Annotated in this window: 19 protein-coding genes and 1 pseudogene; all 20 read left to right on the top strand. The window is 32.2% G+C overall.

Annotation, left to right across the window (positions count from 1 at the left end; all coding sequences use genetic code 11):
* Nucleotides 1-488: 488 nt before the first annotated feature.
* Entirely contained in the window at nt 489-1,022 is a 534-nt protein-coding gene (locus tag H8S88_RS02155; protein WP_125336266.1) for a hypothetical protein, read from the top strand.
* 116 nt (nt 1,023-1,138) lie between these two features.
* Nucleotides 1,139-1,738: a DUF6707 family protein gene (locus tag H8S88_RS02150; RefSeq protein ID WP_236127877.1), complete on the top strand. Its 600-nt coding sequence runs from the start codon at nt 1,139-1,141 to the stop codon at nt 1,736-1,738.
* A 141-nt stretch (nt 1,739-1,879) separates the two neighbouring features.
* Nucleotides 1,880-1,969: pseudogene (locus H8S88_RS02145) on the top strand (RHS domain-containing protein); the annotation flags it as partial.
* A 32-nt stretch (nt 1,970-2,001) separates the two neighbouring features.
* Nucleotides 2,002-2,466: a hypothetical protein gene (locus H8S88_RS02140; RefSeq protein ID WP_236127876.1), complete on the top strand. Its 465-nt coding sequence runs from the start codon at nt 2,002-2,004 to the stop codon at nt 2,464-2,466.
* A 242-nt stretch (nt 2,467-2,708) separates the two neighbouring features.
* Nucleotides 2,709-3,266, top strand: coding sequence for a hypothetical protein (locus H8S88_RS02135; protein WP_236127875.1), 558 nt, complete (start codon nt 2,709-2,711; stop codon nt 3,264-3,266).
* A gap of 97 nt (nt 3,267-3,363) precedes the next feature.
* A complete protein-coding gene (locus H8S88_RS09940; protein ID WP_221761793.1) occupies nt 3,364-3,507 on the top strand; it encodes an RHS domain-containing protein in 144 nt (47 codons plus the stop codon).
* Nucleotides 3,508-3,717: 210 nt separating this feature from the next.
* Complete coding sequence (locus tag H8S88_RS02130; RefSeq protein WP_049512641.1) at nt 3,718-4,146, top strand: SMI1/KNR4 family protein; 429 nt, start codon at nt 3,718-3,720, stop codon at nt 4,144-4,146.
* Between the two features lie 56 nt (nt 4,147-4,202).
* Nucleotides 4,203-4,736, top strand: a complete 534-nt coding sequence (locus tag H8S88_RS02125) for an RHS repeat-associated core domain-containing protein (RefSeq protein ID WP_236127874.1) — start codon at nt 4,203-4,205, stop codon at nt 4,734-4,736.
* A 192-nt stretch (nt 4,737-4,928) separates the two neighbouring features.
* Entirely contained in the window at nt 4,929-5,348 is a 420-nt protein-coding gene (locus H8S88_RS02120) for a DUF4304 domain-containing protein (protein WP_125336271.1), read from the top strand.
* Nucleotides 5,349-5,533: 185 nt separating this feature from the next.
* Nucleotides 5,534-6,232: a hypothetical protein gene (locus H8S88_RS02115; protein ID WP_125336272.1), complete on the top strand. Its 699-nt coding sequence runs from the start codon at nt 5,534-5,536 to the stop codon at nt 6,230-6,232.
* Nucleotides 6,233-6,530: 298 nt separating this feature from the next.
* The gene (locus tag H8S88_RS02110; RefSeq protein ID WP_125336273.1) at nt 6,531-6,965 is read left to right on the top strand and encodes an SMI1/KNR4 family protein; all 435 of its coding nucleotides are present in this window, start codon (nt 6,531-6,533) and stop codon (nt 6,963-6,965) included.
* A gap of 95 nt (nt 6,966-7,060) precedes the next feature.
* Complete coding sequence (locus tag H8S88_RS02105; RefSeq protein WP_125336274.1) at nt 7,061-7,624, top strand: DUF4303 domain-containing protein; 564 nt, start codon at nt 7,061-7,063, stop codon at nt 7,622-7,624.
* A gap of 112 nt (nt 7,625-7,736) precedes the next feature.
* Entirely contained in the window at nt 7,737-8,381 is a 645-nt protein-coding gene (locus H8S88_RS09880) for an RHS repeat-associated core domain-containing protein (protein ID WP_329605520.1), read from the top strand.
* A gap of 244 nt (nt 8,382-8,625) precedes the next feature.
* Entirely contained in the window at nt 8,626-9,162 is a 537-nt protein-coding gene (locus tag H8S88_RS02090; protein WP_236127873.1) for a hypothetical protein, read from the top strand.
* A 604-nt stretch (nt 9,163-9,766) separates the two neighbouring features.
* Complete coding sequence (relB, locus tag H8S88_RS02085) at nt 9,767-10,051, top strand: type II toxin-antitoxin system RelB/ParD family antitoxin (RefSeq protein ID WP_033629679.1); 285 nt, start codon at nt 9,767-9,769, stop codon at nt 10,049-10,051.
* Nucleotides 10,041-10,394, top strand: a complete 354-nt coding sequence (locus H8S88_RS02080) for a type II toxin-antitoxin system RelE/ParE family toxin (protein ID WP_048789316.1) — start codon at nt 10,041-10,043, stop codon at nt 10,392-10,394. The genes relB and H8S88_RS02080 overlap by 11 nt, the downstream gene beginning before the upstream one ends.
* Nucleotides 10,395-10,802: 408 nt before the next feature.
* A complete protein-coding gene (locus tag H8S88_RS02075) occupies nt 10,803-11,378 on the top strand; it encodes a DUF416 family protein (RefSeq protein ID WP_048789315.1) in 576 nt (191 codons plus the stop codon).
* 34 nt (nt 11,379-11,412) lie between these two features.
* Nucleotides 11,413-12,009: a hypothetical protein gene (locus H8S88_RS02070; RefSeq protein ID WP_236127872.1), complete on the top strand. Its 597-nt coding sequence runs from the start codon at nt 11,413-11,415 to the stop codon at nt 12,007-12,009.
* Nucleotides 12,010-12,197: 188 nt separating this feature from the next.
* A complete protein-coding gene (locus H8S88_RS02065; protein WP_236127871.1) occupies nt 12,198-12,650 on the top strand; it encodes a tetratricopeptide repeat protein in 453 nt (150 codons plus the stop codon).
* A gap of 92 nt (nt 12,651-12,742) precedes the next feature.
* Nucleotides 12,743-13,054 carry a hypothetical protein gene (locus tag H8S88_RS02060; RefSeq protein WP_236127870.1) on the top strand — a complete coding sequence of 104 codons (312 nt, stop codon included), beginning with the start codon at nt 12,743-12,745 and terminating at the stop codon, nt 13,052-13,054.
* The last annotated feature ends 118 nt before the right edge of the window (nt 13,055-13,172 follow it).

The raw sequence follows: 13,172 nt of genomic DNA, 5'->3' as shown, positions 1-13,172 counted from the left end.
CAAAAGAATTATTATTGGCAAAAATATTAGCAAAGTTACTTTTGGCTCTGCAAGGGAAATCATATGGCATGACTAACTAGCCTAGATGGAATCAAACTCCAATACTACCTGTAAAATATAAAAGGGTTATTTGAAATACATTTTTAGATAACCCCATCCCCCCAACAGGAGCACCCCATAGTCGTCAATATAATTGCCCGTAAAAGTAGCGACTTCAAGGTCGGGATAATTCAAATTCTATCAATAAAAATGAGAAAAGACTCGCACAAAAACATTTAGGACTAAAATCAAAAAATCAATTTGAAACTTCAGTTTGTAAATGATCTGGTGTAAAACAAGGTAGAATTATGCCAAGTAAATGCCAAATAGATGTTTGGTAAGGAGCTATAAGAATAACTGGGCATGGTCCATCAAGAGCTAGAAAACTAAGAAAACAAGCTCAGCGATATTTGAGATCTTTAGGATATAACATTTTAGGAGGTACTAAAATGTTAGGTGAATTAAAAATTATAGATGAATTTGCGGATAAATTTGATTTTCGAATATTTGGCCCAGCTCTTTTAGAGAAAGAAGTTAGTTGGCCTGTAGATTATAATGGAAACCCTATGCTGTTCTTTATAGGTCTTCCTGCAAATTTATTAAATAAAAAACTAGATATTAACTTGTATTGCAATATTTTTATCACTTACAATCATGAAGATGACCAACATATATATGATTTGAGCGATAAAAATCCAGAGCCAAATAAAAGTTCTTGTGTAATTTTAAGTGATATTCGTTCTTCAAAAGTAAAAAAAATAAGCTGTATCGAACCTAGTAAAAAACTTTTAATCAGTGAGTCTAATGATGAGGTACCATACTGGCTACAAGATCCTATTCAGAAATCAAATATGTCATTTCAATTTCAAATATATGCAGGAGAGATAGATAATATGTTCCAGCAAGATTTTGGAGATGAGTTTTATTATTTTTTCTGTAATGAAAATTGTTCAGAAGGTAATGTCTTTGTTCAAATTACCTAATGAAATATTTAGAGAAAGCAGCACCTAAGTCTATAAAAGCAGCATTATAGCATTTGTTTGATGGTGTTCAAGTAAAATTCAAGATAATCTAACCAATATATGGAGGCCTTAAAACTATGAATATAGACTTTAATAAAATTGCTGAATTTTGTGTTACAAAAAATCAGAAAAAGAAGATTGCTATTCTTCAAAAGAAATTTTCTTTTAATAATTCCAAGAGTAGAGAAGCGCTTACCGACTTAATTAGTAGTTTATTTGTCAATAAGATATATGAACCTTTCAAAATCATTATTCCTGCTATTTTGCAAGTGAAATTTGAAGAGGATTTTGAAATATGGGGAGATGTAGAATATATACTTGGTCTTTTGAATGAGTCTCCTATTATTTCTAGTAATCAGAAAAAGCAATCTTTTGAATTACTAAAGTCTGTAACCGAGTATAAAAGCCAAAAAGGTGCTCAAGAAGGATTAAATAATTATTTTGCACGACACCTATCACTATATTTTGTTGAAGAAGGAATAGAAAATGTGAAGGAATCAATTGAAGATGATGACCTTGAACTTGAATACTTTATGAGGTTAGGACTATTATCTGCTGCTTCTGTTGTTAAAATCATCTGCAACTCTACTAATGATTTATTAGCAAAACAAATGAACGAGATTATTTTGAAACAAATTCAAGCATTACATGAAGAAAAATTGTTGAAATATAGTTAAAAACCAGCAAGCCGTAGCCCGCACAAAATCTTCAGTCTTGACGTAGGGTACGTGAGGTACGCACGTACGCGGCTCGCCTATCGAACCCCCACCAACTAAGACGGTGAAAGTAGACAATAGACCCCCCGCTACTTCCACTGCGACCAAATCGGTATCCCAAGAGAGATGACTGATAAGGACAGCAACCTCTTGTGGTTCGGCGAATACACCTCATGGAAAAATCAATATTAATATAAAAGTTATCTAAGACAATGGAGGTAAATATGCCCTTCCTAAAAATTACCTATAGAGATTACCCTAAAGAAGGATTGTTCAAAAATCTTTATCGAGAAAACATCTATAAAATAGAGGAATTTAAAGAGGAATTTAAGTATTACGAATATACCCCAATAGAGAAAATTATTATTGATGAACATAATTTAGTACCATTCATCTTTTTTTCATCAGAAGGAATAAATTATTTAATGCCTAAAATTATTGATAGCATCAGTAATGGCATTAGAAATGATGATATTCCAGTAAATATAGAAGAATTTATTATAAATATACCTATCGCAGAAAACATCACTCATGCTTTAAATCTCTTAAAAAAAGATGAGCTTATAATTCTAAAAAAGTATTTAGAAAAAATATTATTTGGGGACTCATCAAATTTGATACAGCAAATAGGTGAACATTATTTATTCAGAAGTATTGATTATCTCGAACAGTTAATAAATAATTCCTAAATCTACTTATTATTTTGTTAATCGAATACATAAGCTTAGGTTTCTAAAATCGGCAATGGATAACATTGAGTTAAATACAAATTTAACTAGATATGGAATCTATATAGGCTTGTCAAGAAGAGGATGGGAAAAATCATCTGCTCGTGCTTATGCAACCAAACTTGCTTCAAATTTAAGAGCTTCAGCAATAAATTTTGCTAGAAAAAACAACTTATAAGTTTAATACAAGAAAGGAATTAAAAATGACTAAAGCTATTCAAGAAAAAGTTATTTTGAACGAGATTAAGGAGATTAGCCTTAATCGAATAGGAGGAAATATTCCTAAATATTTTGATGATAAACAAGATTGTATTTCAGAAATGATGTTTTATGGATGTTTTGAACATCCATTAAAAACTAATTTTATATTATCTATTTTCTTGCCTAAAAATCATGATATTATGCTTGATAATAATATCTATCCTAATTGTTCAATAAAAGTTTTTACTCATCCAAAATCTGAGGAAAGTAAAATTACTTCATTTACAAATATGGACTTAAATAGGATTTATTTTGAACCGTATAGGAAAGTAAATAGTGATGATTTATCAGGTTTAGTAACAGTAGGAGGAGAATTGCAACTAATTCAAGAAGAAGATTATTTTTATAAAAATCTAGAAGAAGATGGATATTTGTACTTGATGAGTATAGACGAAGATTATTACCCAGATAATCTTCTTAATGGTAATTACCCGTTTGATTATGGAAAATTATATATATATATTATAAAGAAAAAGATAAGAAAGGTAATATTGATGTAATAGCTGGATTTTGGCAATATTCTTAATTGATCAATAATATAGTTTTTATCAGTAACAAGCAGTAGTCATTATATAACTTTCAATCCTGACGTAGGGCATGTGTGGTACGCACGAAGGCGGTTTCGCCTGTCTAAACCACATCAGCGAAGACTACGAAAACCGCCAACAAACCCACTACTTCCACTGCGACCAAATCGGCATCCCGAGAGAGATGACCGATAAAGACGGCAATTTGTTGTAGTTCGGCAACTACACCGGCTGCGAAAATCACTATAAATGTAAAAGTTATCTAACATATTGGTAATCAAAAAGGTAAAGGTGTAGGAAATGACAGTGTCAGACATGATTTTTGAAATTGCCGTATAGAATATTGGAAATATAGAGCCAGAAAAGAGTTAAGACGTAGAGACCTAAAAGCAGGTAAGTCTTATTAGTTTAATAAGGAGTATTTATGTTAAACAAATTTGTTTTAGAGCAGTTAATTGCTTTCTTTCAAAAAAATCCAGTCGCTCAAGGAAAGCCAACAACTGATGATGAGGTCCTCAATGTAGAGAAATCACTTAATGTTAAGTTAGATGAGGATTTTAAAGAATTTACAATGAGATTTGGTGGGTGTGTCGTTAGGGATGCTCAAATATATGGAATACATAATTCCGAATTTCTTGGGGAAGATACAATTATTGATTTAAATAAAGAATTTTCCGATTATCTAAAAGATGGCAAAAGTAATTTAATAATTGGCACTGATGGCTGGGGAAATCCTATTTATATTTCCCCATCTAAAACGGTAATGATTTACAATCAAGACACTGATGAATTGCTAACTTTAGCAGCTAATTTTTCAGATTATTTAGAGAAAATTCTTAAAAAGCAAATTTAGCAAACAGTTTAAACTCGAACCATTTTAGACGGCCTCGAAGAGGAAACTCACTTCGTTTGGGACGGCAGTCATTTACTACAAGAAGTCCAATTGGACGGCAGATATACTATATCTACATCTATCCCGACAGCTACGACCCCTTGGCGCAGGTACGCAATTGGACCAACGAAGACGGCGAAAGCCGCCAACAAACCCACTACTTCCACTGCGACCAAATCGGCATCCCAAGAGAGATGACCCATAAAGACGGTAACCTCTTATGGTTCGGTAGCTACACCGGCTGGGGTCGTCTAAAAGAGGAAACCAAGGTAACGGATAGCGCATACCAATCCTTCCGCCTGCAAAACCAGTATTGCGACCTTGAAACTGGGCTGCACTACAGCTTCTTCAGGTATTACGAGCCTGATGCGGGTCGGTTTGTTACTCATGATCCGATTGGATTGTTGGGTGGAGAGAATTTGTATGCTTTTGCGCCTAATGTACGAATTTGGGTAGACTTTCTAGGATTAGCAAAAGGAGCTGCGAATCCCGTTGTTAAACAGCAATTGAAGTTTGGAAAAGAGCTCATAAAAATTATTCGCTTACATTAGGTGGTGGATATGACTTTGAAAGTAGTTTTAGAGGAAGATGTAAGGGAAATAAACAATTAAATAACTATGTGAGAGTTCTTAATAGTGAAGGCCCTGATTCTCGCAAAGGAAAATGGGAAGGTATACTTGATTTTTATAAACCATAAACCTAGAATTTCCTAAAATCTAAAGTGTAATAAGGAGAAATTCAACATGAATGCTGATTTTGAGAAAAAATTTTTTAAAGAGTTAAGAGCTATTTTAAAAAAAAATGATTTTTTAAAATTGAATACCTCGAATTATTTCTATAATAATAGTCATATTCAATGTATGTTTAATATTCAAAAAAGTAAATACTCTAAGCAATATTACTTTAATCTTTATGCAAAAAAAACTTCTCCTAATATTTCGCCAAAAGAAATTTCTTGGGGAGCGGATCTTATTTTAAGATTAGAGAATCTGTTTCCTAAGCACTCATTTTTAATTAAAGGTATAAATTTTGATGAAAATAAAGAAAAACAAAATTATTTTGATTTTCTTGATTTATTAGATACCTATTTTTTAATCGAAATAAAAAAACTAACAAATATAGAAATATTCGAAAACTACATAAAAATGCAACAGCAAGCGTAGGTTGGGTCTAGACCCAACAAAACGGCCAACTCATCGCCCAGCACCAATGGAAGGTGCCATCCAAAGAAGAGAACGCCCGAAACGGATTGGCGCGATGCGCAGTACGACATGCTGCACCTCAAAGTTTAGGTTTTCTTGGCGGATAAACACAAATATATTAATGACTTAGAAAGGTTAATCAGACAATGAATCAGGAGCAATTTATAAAAAAGATTAATATAGTTTTAGTCGAAATTGATAAAATGATTAATAATTGCGATGAATATAGTTATACAAATAAACAGCAGTTGATTTCTATAAAAAATGAACTATACGACATGATGAATTATCTAAATTCAGAAAGTATTTTTCAACAAAAAAAAGGAAAAGAATTTTTATTGTCTCGGATAGTAATTGATTCTTGGCCATTTAATAATGAAGTTGGTAAACTCCTTGTAGAATTAGAAGAAGATTTCAATTCTTTGACAAGAAAAAATATAAAAATGTCTAAGTTAAAAATTTTTAATGAAACTCCTTTAGACTTTCAAGAAAAATTTTTGTTTGACAATTGGGAAGTCAGTTACCTTGATTTGATGGAAGTAAATCAAGGTTCTCCCTTAGTTGGAAGTCTATCCATTAACGGTCAAGTTATTATTAAAGAACAGGGGTTTGGAGGGCCTTTGTTGTATTTCAATAGAAAAATATATATTCCAGTTTTCATTAGACGATTTTGCGTTGTTGGATTTAGGCTTGCAATATTAAATTTAGATGATTTATCAATTGAGTATATTGGAGGTATCGAAGACTTGGTTTATCTGAAAGAGATAAAAGATAATAGAATTTATTTCTATACAGATATATATAAAAGCACAGAAAAGAATTTAACTTTATATGAACAAATATAACTCAAGGCTATGCTGTAAACATCATAGCCAAAGAACTTCCATATTAATTAAATTTAAAGAATTTATTCAAAAGTATTGGATAAGTATTTTAATTTCTTGGTTTTTCATTTGGTTATGGATGGCCTATTATGGGGATAACACGATAGTTAAGTTGGTCGTGTTTCCAACTACAAAACCAGTATTTCGACCGTGAAACAGGAGATAAATGCGGCATTGACAATAGAGATGAATTTAATCAATGGAAGCGTGAGTTCTGGTACGACCAAGCTTTAAAAGAATTATCAAGAAGAGGTATTAAATGATTAGCCAAGAAACAATGAATTTACTTGTTAAATATTTTCAAGATTACCCTGAGCTTAAAGGGATACCCGCTAGTAGTGAGGAAATTAAACATGCTGAAAATATTTTAGGAATAAAATTTCACGATGATTACATTGAATTTATTAAAAAATTCGGCGGCGCAAGCGCTGGTTTGGATATCCATGCTTTCCATAATTCAACATTAATTGGAAAAGAAACAGTTATCGAATTAACTCAGGGATTTCAAAAACTTTTAGAATTACATGAACAACCAATAAGTAAACTTTATGCAATATCAGATGATGGTTCAGGCAATCCCATTTTAATGGATCAACAGGGTCATATTTTTATTTATTATCATGATTCATCGGAAATGGAGATTTTATATGAATCACTTGATAGCTTATTTAAAGAAACATTATTGGGTGAATAGCAAGCCGTAGCCCGTATGAAAGTTCCAATACGGATCACGTAGTAATTGTGCATAGAAACTGATTGATAACAAAAATTTATAAAAGGAAAATTAAAATGAGTATTTTAAGTAATTATATAATTCAAGATTTAATCCAGAATGTATCTAAAGGAGTTACAGAGACATTTAAATTTGTATTAGAAAGATATAATTCTAATGAAGTTTTTGCCTATACATTATATATTGATGACTATTGTTCATATCTGGGTTGGGCTGCTAACACTATTTCTCACTACAAAATAGAAAAAGTAAACTACCCAAAAGAAGATCAGCCTTTTATTAAATGGTATTACCCTCAATTTGCAATAGGACTTGGAGAGGTTCCTGAGAAAATAGATAGTGTATTCAATAATGAGATTCAAAATATTCTTAATGATGCAAATACATTAATATCAGAAGGTAATTTTGAGCAATATCAGGCGGAAGTATATGATTCAATTATAGAAGGATTTAAAAAAGCGATAGAAAATATAGATAAGAAAAAAACAAAGAATGTCATATTTTTTGTTTCTATTGTAGATAGTGATAATGCCGAAATTATGGAAAATTATTCTGCTGAACAACTAAATTCATATGATAAATTCCTTACGTTCAAAAATAGATTTCAAAGCAAGCCGTAGCCCGTATGAAAGCTCCAATACCGACGTAAAGTCTTCGCGGTACACACGCAGTTTCTGTTCTCCAGACGACCTCGAAGAGGAAATCGGATTCGTTTGGGACGGCAGCCACCTCTTGCAGGAATTTCAACCGGACGGCAGGTATACTTATATCTACACCGATCCCGACAGCTACGAACCCTTGGCACAAGTACACAACCACACCAATGCCGAAGGCAAAAACCACCAACAAACCCACTACTTCTACTGCGACCAAATCGGCATCCTACGTGAGATGACCGATAAGGACGGCAATCTGTTGTGGTACGGCGAATACACCGCCTGGGAGCGTCTGAAAGAGGAAACCAAGGTAACGGATAGTGCTTACCAACCCTTCCGCTTGCAAAACCAGTATGCCGTCCGTGAGACGGGGCTGCATTACAACTTCTTCAGGTATTACGATCCTGATGCGGGTCGGTTTGTGAATCAGGATCCGATCAAATTAAAGGGTGGGAATAATCTTTATCAATTTGCGCTGAACGTGCAGGGATGGGTTGATATTTTTGGTTTATATAATGCTCAGAAATGTTCATCAATTGCAGCTAGAATAGAAAATCTTAAATACGAAATATACTTAAAACGTATTCCCGCACTTGAGAGTAATCCAAATTATTTACCGTGGCGAATTGGTCCAGGAGAAGCTCTTAGAGATACTGTCCGAGGTCATATAAATCTACTGAATGCTGCGTATAGTAAACTAGCTAAAGCCGAAAAAGAGTGAGTAGATAATGGTTGCGACAAACCACCTCCTCCTTCTTCTCCCGTAACAAAATACACTAATTGCTCCACTGAAGACAAAACATCTACTAATAATGATACTTTAACAGCAATCGCCCTTGTTGGCACTGTTGTGCTAGTTAGTGTTTGTATATATTCAACGGCGGGAGTATGTGGTGCTTTTGTGGTAGGAGGAAGTCTTGTAGGAGCAATGTGAAGTTTAATATTGATATAGGAGCATGATAATTATGCGCAATAGTGATTTTTATATACAAAATATGATTGAATCTTCTTTAGAACAAGAAGATTTCAGTCAAATAATTATACTACTAGATTCGCTACCATCTAAAAGAATACGTAGAACATTGTATTTATTATCAGAAATATTCCCAAATAAAATAGAAATTACTGAGAATGAATTTAAATTTATTAAATATATATTATCCAATAATAAATTTATAGTAGTTCAAAGCATCTCTGATTTTCTGAGAGCGATATCTATACTTAACTTTAATGACCTACAAAAACAGGAAATTGCTGATTTGATTTTTCAAAATCTAAATATTTTAAGCAAAAATTGTGATTTTGAGTTAAATGTACTAATAACAAAATTAATAGAACCCAATAAATTTTTTATGCTAATTGAGAAAATTAAAAATAATTTAGATGATTATTCAAGAAAATATTTATTAGATTTTATTTTTTATGAGAAAGAATATCTTGAAAATAGCTTTAATGAAGATGAAATAAATGATTTCATAGAATTTTTGAGCTACCCTAAATAAAATAGCAAGCCGTAGCCTGCATGAATTTTCAAAAACACAGGTATGGTACGGCGAATACACCGCCTGGAGGCGTCTGAAAAAAGATGAGTGGGTTTATAAGAACGCACATTCCAAGAGGTCCTTATAAAAAATTCATCTCAGGGATAACTATAACATCCATCTAATACAGAAAATCGCCTTATATTCTCCTTGTTATTGAGGATATTGATACCTTTAAAACTGGAGTTATTAACCTCTTTAATGACTTACTTGATCCTGATAAAAAGTACCTGATTTATCGTGATTTTATCAAAACATATCGCAATATGACTCCGATTGAAAAAATTGAATTTTTCAAAAAGAAGACCGTCGAGGAAATCGGAGCTAAAAAATAAGTTGTGGTATATATTTAGTGATGAGGTAACGCTATGTGAAAAACACTTTTTAGTTGGATGCTTCCATTTTCTGTATTACGCTTTCTTGACCTCTCAGTACGTCAGTCAACTAAAGCACTACGACCTCTATTGAAACAACTTAGTTCTGTCATCAAACAGAACTTTTTTTCTTGATTAGAATATATATCTAGTATATAATCAATCTATAACGTATAGATCGGAGATATATCATGGCTATAACTTTATCGAAACAATACAATTTTAAACTGAATGAAGCCACTATGGAACAAGCTCGAAAAATTATCAAGGAAAAGGGCATGACAATGACAGATGCTATTTCCTTATTTGTGGAGCAAATAGTCCTGGAGCAAGATTTGCCTATTAAGACGGCCGAAGATCTACATAGAGAACAGTTAATTGAAGAATTACAAGCCCAATCTGAGCGTGCTTTGAGAGAATACGAGGCAGGCGAAGGAACTTCCCTAGACGATATGAGGGTACGTTATGGCTTATAAAGTGATTGCTTCAAAAGAGGTCGAGGAAGCTATCGACAATATACACGACTATATAGCTACGGTACTTCTATCCCCTCAATCCGCCAAAAATACTGTGGCTAAAATCTTAGACAGCTTAAAAAGTTTAGAGATTTTTCCTGAAGCAGGCTTTGACGCTGATGAGAAAATTGGAGTAAAGATTAACAGCAAGTATCCCTCACGAGGAAAAATTATAGACCAATATGTTTTGCTTTACTTCATTGACCAAAACCGAAACACTGTTTTTTTATCTCACCTATTCCACACTAAAAGTGACTACGTCACTTTGTTACAAAAAGACAATAAAAAAAGGCCAAATACTTGAGACAACTTTCTTAAGTTTATAAGCTCCGAAACCTTAATTTTTGGTACCTTTTTGCTACCGTCTTGGTTTAACAATACGGTAAATATATAATATTTTACAGCTATATCCCCTTTAGAAACGTTGATTTAATAAAGATTTAAACACTATAGACTATATCTTTGTAAAATAATATAGTACCTAAGGTTCAGAGAACTTGGGCCGAGTCTAAAGGTATTACTGTTATAAATATGAAAGATGCTCACGCAGAAGAATCTTTAATCAAGTCAGGAAAAGGAATTACAGAAATTGAGGACTCACGTCCTATATGTCTTGATTGTAAAGATTTGATGAATGAAAAAGGTGTTAAAAGTTAAACTCCTAGTTCTAGTAAGAAAAGTAGAAAAAGACGTAACATAGGAAGGTGCTAATATGGAAAAATATGAAGAAAATGTAAAAAAGGAATTGGAAAATTTAACAAATACACAAAGATTACTTTTTGGAGCATGTTGCATCGATAGAATTTTACATTTCATAGCAGGTTTTGATTATTTTTTAGAAGAGAATCATATTAAAAGAATAACTAAGGAGCCATATCTTTCTTTATGTACTGATTGGCTAGATAGTATCTTTTTATATGTTAATATAAATAAAGATATTTCTTCTGATGAAATTGAAAAAACTCTGAATACATTAAATAAAATCATCCCCGATACAGAGGAGTTTCCAGATAACGTAGTTATCTTTACACAAAATTCTATGATAGGGTTATCATATCTATACGAGTTTATAAATAAAAATGAACTAATTTTTATTACGAATTGTAGTGATAAGGTAATTGAAACCATTGATGTTATGTATTACGAAACAGATTATGAACGGCTTGATATACATTATGAAGAAGATTACAAAATACAATTTAATTGTATTGAAATGATTAAAGCAGGGAAAGACATAACTGAATTACGTAAATATAATCAATTAACTAGAGTGAATAACAAGCCATAGCTCGCATGAAGCCTTCAATCTCGAAGTAGGATGTGTGCAGTACGCACATTTTCAGACGACTTCAAACCTTCATCAAGATCGTTTGAGAGATTTGTTTTTTGACAATCTCATTAATAATAAAAACACAGAAACTTCTGGATATAATTTACGAAATCGGCAGTCTGCAAGTTTTGCATATGGGGCAAGTCAAGCTGCTGATATTAAAGAAATGAAAATGTCTGGTTGGGTTACTCCTGCTTCGTTAGCTAAGAAAATTAATAAATTAAATGGTAAATATATTATGAAATCTATTTTAAGTTCAATTTTATCTCTAATAGGATCCTCCTCTTCTAAATTACCTTATGTTTCACATTACTCGTATGATTTTCAACATGGCTGGTTAAATATAATTGTATCAGAATATGATAGTCAAAAAACTTGTGGAAACATAGGTATAAGTAATAATGAGTTACAATATAAGCTTTTTTGTGGGAAAGAAAATGGAAAAGGAATGATTCCGTTAAGTAAAATAAAATTCAAATATGAGAAAGATATTTTTTCTGCTCAAAGTATTATAAGTGGAAAAATATTTTTTTCAGTTAAATGTACACAAGATCAATACAGATATATAGAAAAGTATCTTAAGAAATAAAACGGCAAAAAGACAATTAAATTCTGTACAAATATAGAATTTGTAATAATCTGAAGCAATCCGTAGTCAGTATGAAACCTCCAAGACATAAAGTGTGTGCGTTACGCGCGAACCCTTGGCACAGGTACACAACTGGGCCAACATGGTAATAAATACTCTTTAAAGAATACACATAAGAAGGATAAATTATGTATTTAGATCAAGTAAATTATGAATTAAACAAAAAAATCAATGATTTTGTATGTAACTCAAATGATGCAACTACGCCGGAGGAACGCATTGATATTCTGAATCAAGCATGGGAACTTTTACCCAAACCAGTAACTCAATTTGTTGAACCTACTTCTGCAATCGCCTGTGGTATTTCAGAAAATTATAAAAAATTAGGTGATTATCAAAGAGCCCTTGAGTGGATGTTAATTGCACTTGAGGCACGAAAAGATGAACCTGCAGCAGGTGTGTTTATATGGACAGGAATCGTTTATTACGAATTGGGTGATATGGAAAATGCCTATAAATATTTTGACCTAACTTATAATGAGCTACGTTACACACCTTTCTCTATGGAAGACAAAAAATATTGGCAATTTTATAAGCAACTTAAAGAAGAATTAAATCCTAAGAAAAAAACCAAAAAGTAAGATTCGATATTTTCAGACGAACTTTTTTGTACCGTACTTTACCGCTGCTACGCCTACGACCCGGATGTAGTATAACTAGAGGGAAATATACTATGAAATATCATATTGAAGATTTAAGAGACCAATTACATAACCATAACTGGATTGTTTTGAAAGAATCAGAAGGAAATGATTTAGATATATCAGAATATTGGACTATTCGTCATAGATACCAACCAAACAAAACTTGTACTCTAGCTTTTGAAGGAATGGATGACTTGGAAGTTTTACCAATCGAAAAAAGTTATGCATGTTTTTTATTTGAAGAGCCAGCTATATTATTATACTTTTCTAAGAGCATTAAGTTATGGAAGAGAGATTTAAATACATTCATTTTAAATCTGAATTCTTTTATAATTTGCTAATTTTAAATCCTTCAAACTATATAAAGCTAATCAAAATCCAAATAACTGTAAATGTTTCTAGCAAGCGTAGGTTGGTTCAAGACCCAACAAAATATCAAGGTCGTCTGAAAAAGATGAG

The sequence above is a fragment of the Streptococcus sp. GS001 genome, assembly GCF_021595565.1.
GTDB lineage: Bacteria > Bacillota > Bacilli > Lactobacillales > Streptococcaceae > Streptococcus > Streptococcus xiaochunlingii.
The sequence above is the reverse complement of the archived record's forward strand: the minus strand, read 5'-3'. Positions and strand labels throughout refer to the sequence as shown.

What these genes read in the sequence shown, in the direction of transcription:
- H8S88_RS02080 (WP_048789316.1), top strand. Translation starts at nt 10,041, where the DNA reads ATGGCTTATAAAGTGATTGCTTCAAAAGAGGTCGAGGAAGCTATCGAC.
- H8S88_RS02140 (WP_236127876.1), top strand. Translation starts at nt 2,002, where the DNA reads ATGCCCTTCCTAAAAATTACCTATAGAGATTACCCTAAAGAAGGATTG.
- H8S88_RS02120 (WP_125336271.1), top strand. Translation starts at nt 4,929, where the DNA reads ATGAATGCTGATTTTGAGAAAAAATTTTTTAAAGAGTTAAGAGCTATT.
- relB (WP_033629679.1), top strand. Translation starts at nt 9,767, where the DNA reads ATGGCTATAACTTTATCGAAACAATACAATTTTAAACTGAATGAAGCC.
- H8S88_RS02090 (WP_236127873.1), top strand. Translation starts at nt 8,626, where the DNA reads ATGCGCAATAGTGATTTTTATATACAAAATATGATTGAATCTTCTTTA.
- H8S88_RS09940 (WP_221761793.1), top strand. Translation starts at nt 3,364, where the DNA reads ATGTGTGGTACGCACGAAGGCGGTTTCGCCTGTCTAAACCACATCAGC.
- H8S88_RS02110 (WP_125336273.1), top strand. Translation starts at nt 6,531, where the DNA reads ATGATTAGCCAAGAAACAATGAATTTACTTGTTAAATATTTTCAAGAT.
- H8S88_RS02075 (WP_048789315.1), top strand. Translation starts at nt 10,803, where the DNA reads ATGGAAAAATATGAAGAAAATGTAAAAAAGGAATTGGAAAATTTAACA.
- H8S88_RS02115 (WP_125336272.1), top strand. Translation starts at nt 5,534, where the DNA reads ATGAATCAGGAGCAATTTATAAAAAAGATTAATATAGTTTTAGTCGAA.
- H8S88_RS02155 (WP_125336266.1), top strand. Translation starts at nt 489, where the DNA reads ATGTTAGGTGAATTAAAAATTATAGATGAATTTGCGGATAAATTTGAT.
- H8S88_RS02150 (WP_236127877.1), top strand. Translation starts at nt 1,139, where the DNA reads ATGAATATAGACTTTAATAAAATTGCTGAATTTTGTGTTACAAAAAAT.
- H8S88_RS02130 (WP_049512641.1), top strand. Translation starts at nt 3,718, where the DNA reads ATGTTAAACAAATTTGTTTTAGAGCAGTTAATTGCTTTCTTTCAAAAA.
- H8S88_RS02065 (WP_236127871.1), top strand. Translation starts at nt 12,198, where the DNA reads ATGTATTTAGATCAAGTAAATTATGAATTAAACAAAAAAATCAATGAT.
- H8S88_RS02105 (WP_125336274.1), top strand. Translation starts at nt 7,061, where the DNA reads ATGAGTATTTTAAGTAATTATATAATTCAAGATTTAATCCAGAATGTA.
- H8S88_RS02060 (WP_236127870.1), top strand. Translation starts at nt 12,743, where the DNA reads ATGAAATATCATATTGAAGATTTAAGAGACCAATTACATAACCATAAC.
- H8S88_RS02135 (WP_236127875.1), top strand. Translation starts at nt 2,709, where the DNA reads ATGACTAAAGCTATTCAAGAAAAAGTTATTTTGAACGAGATTAAGGAG.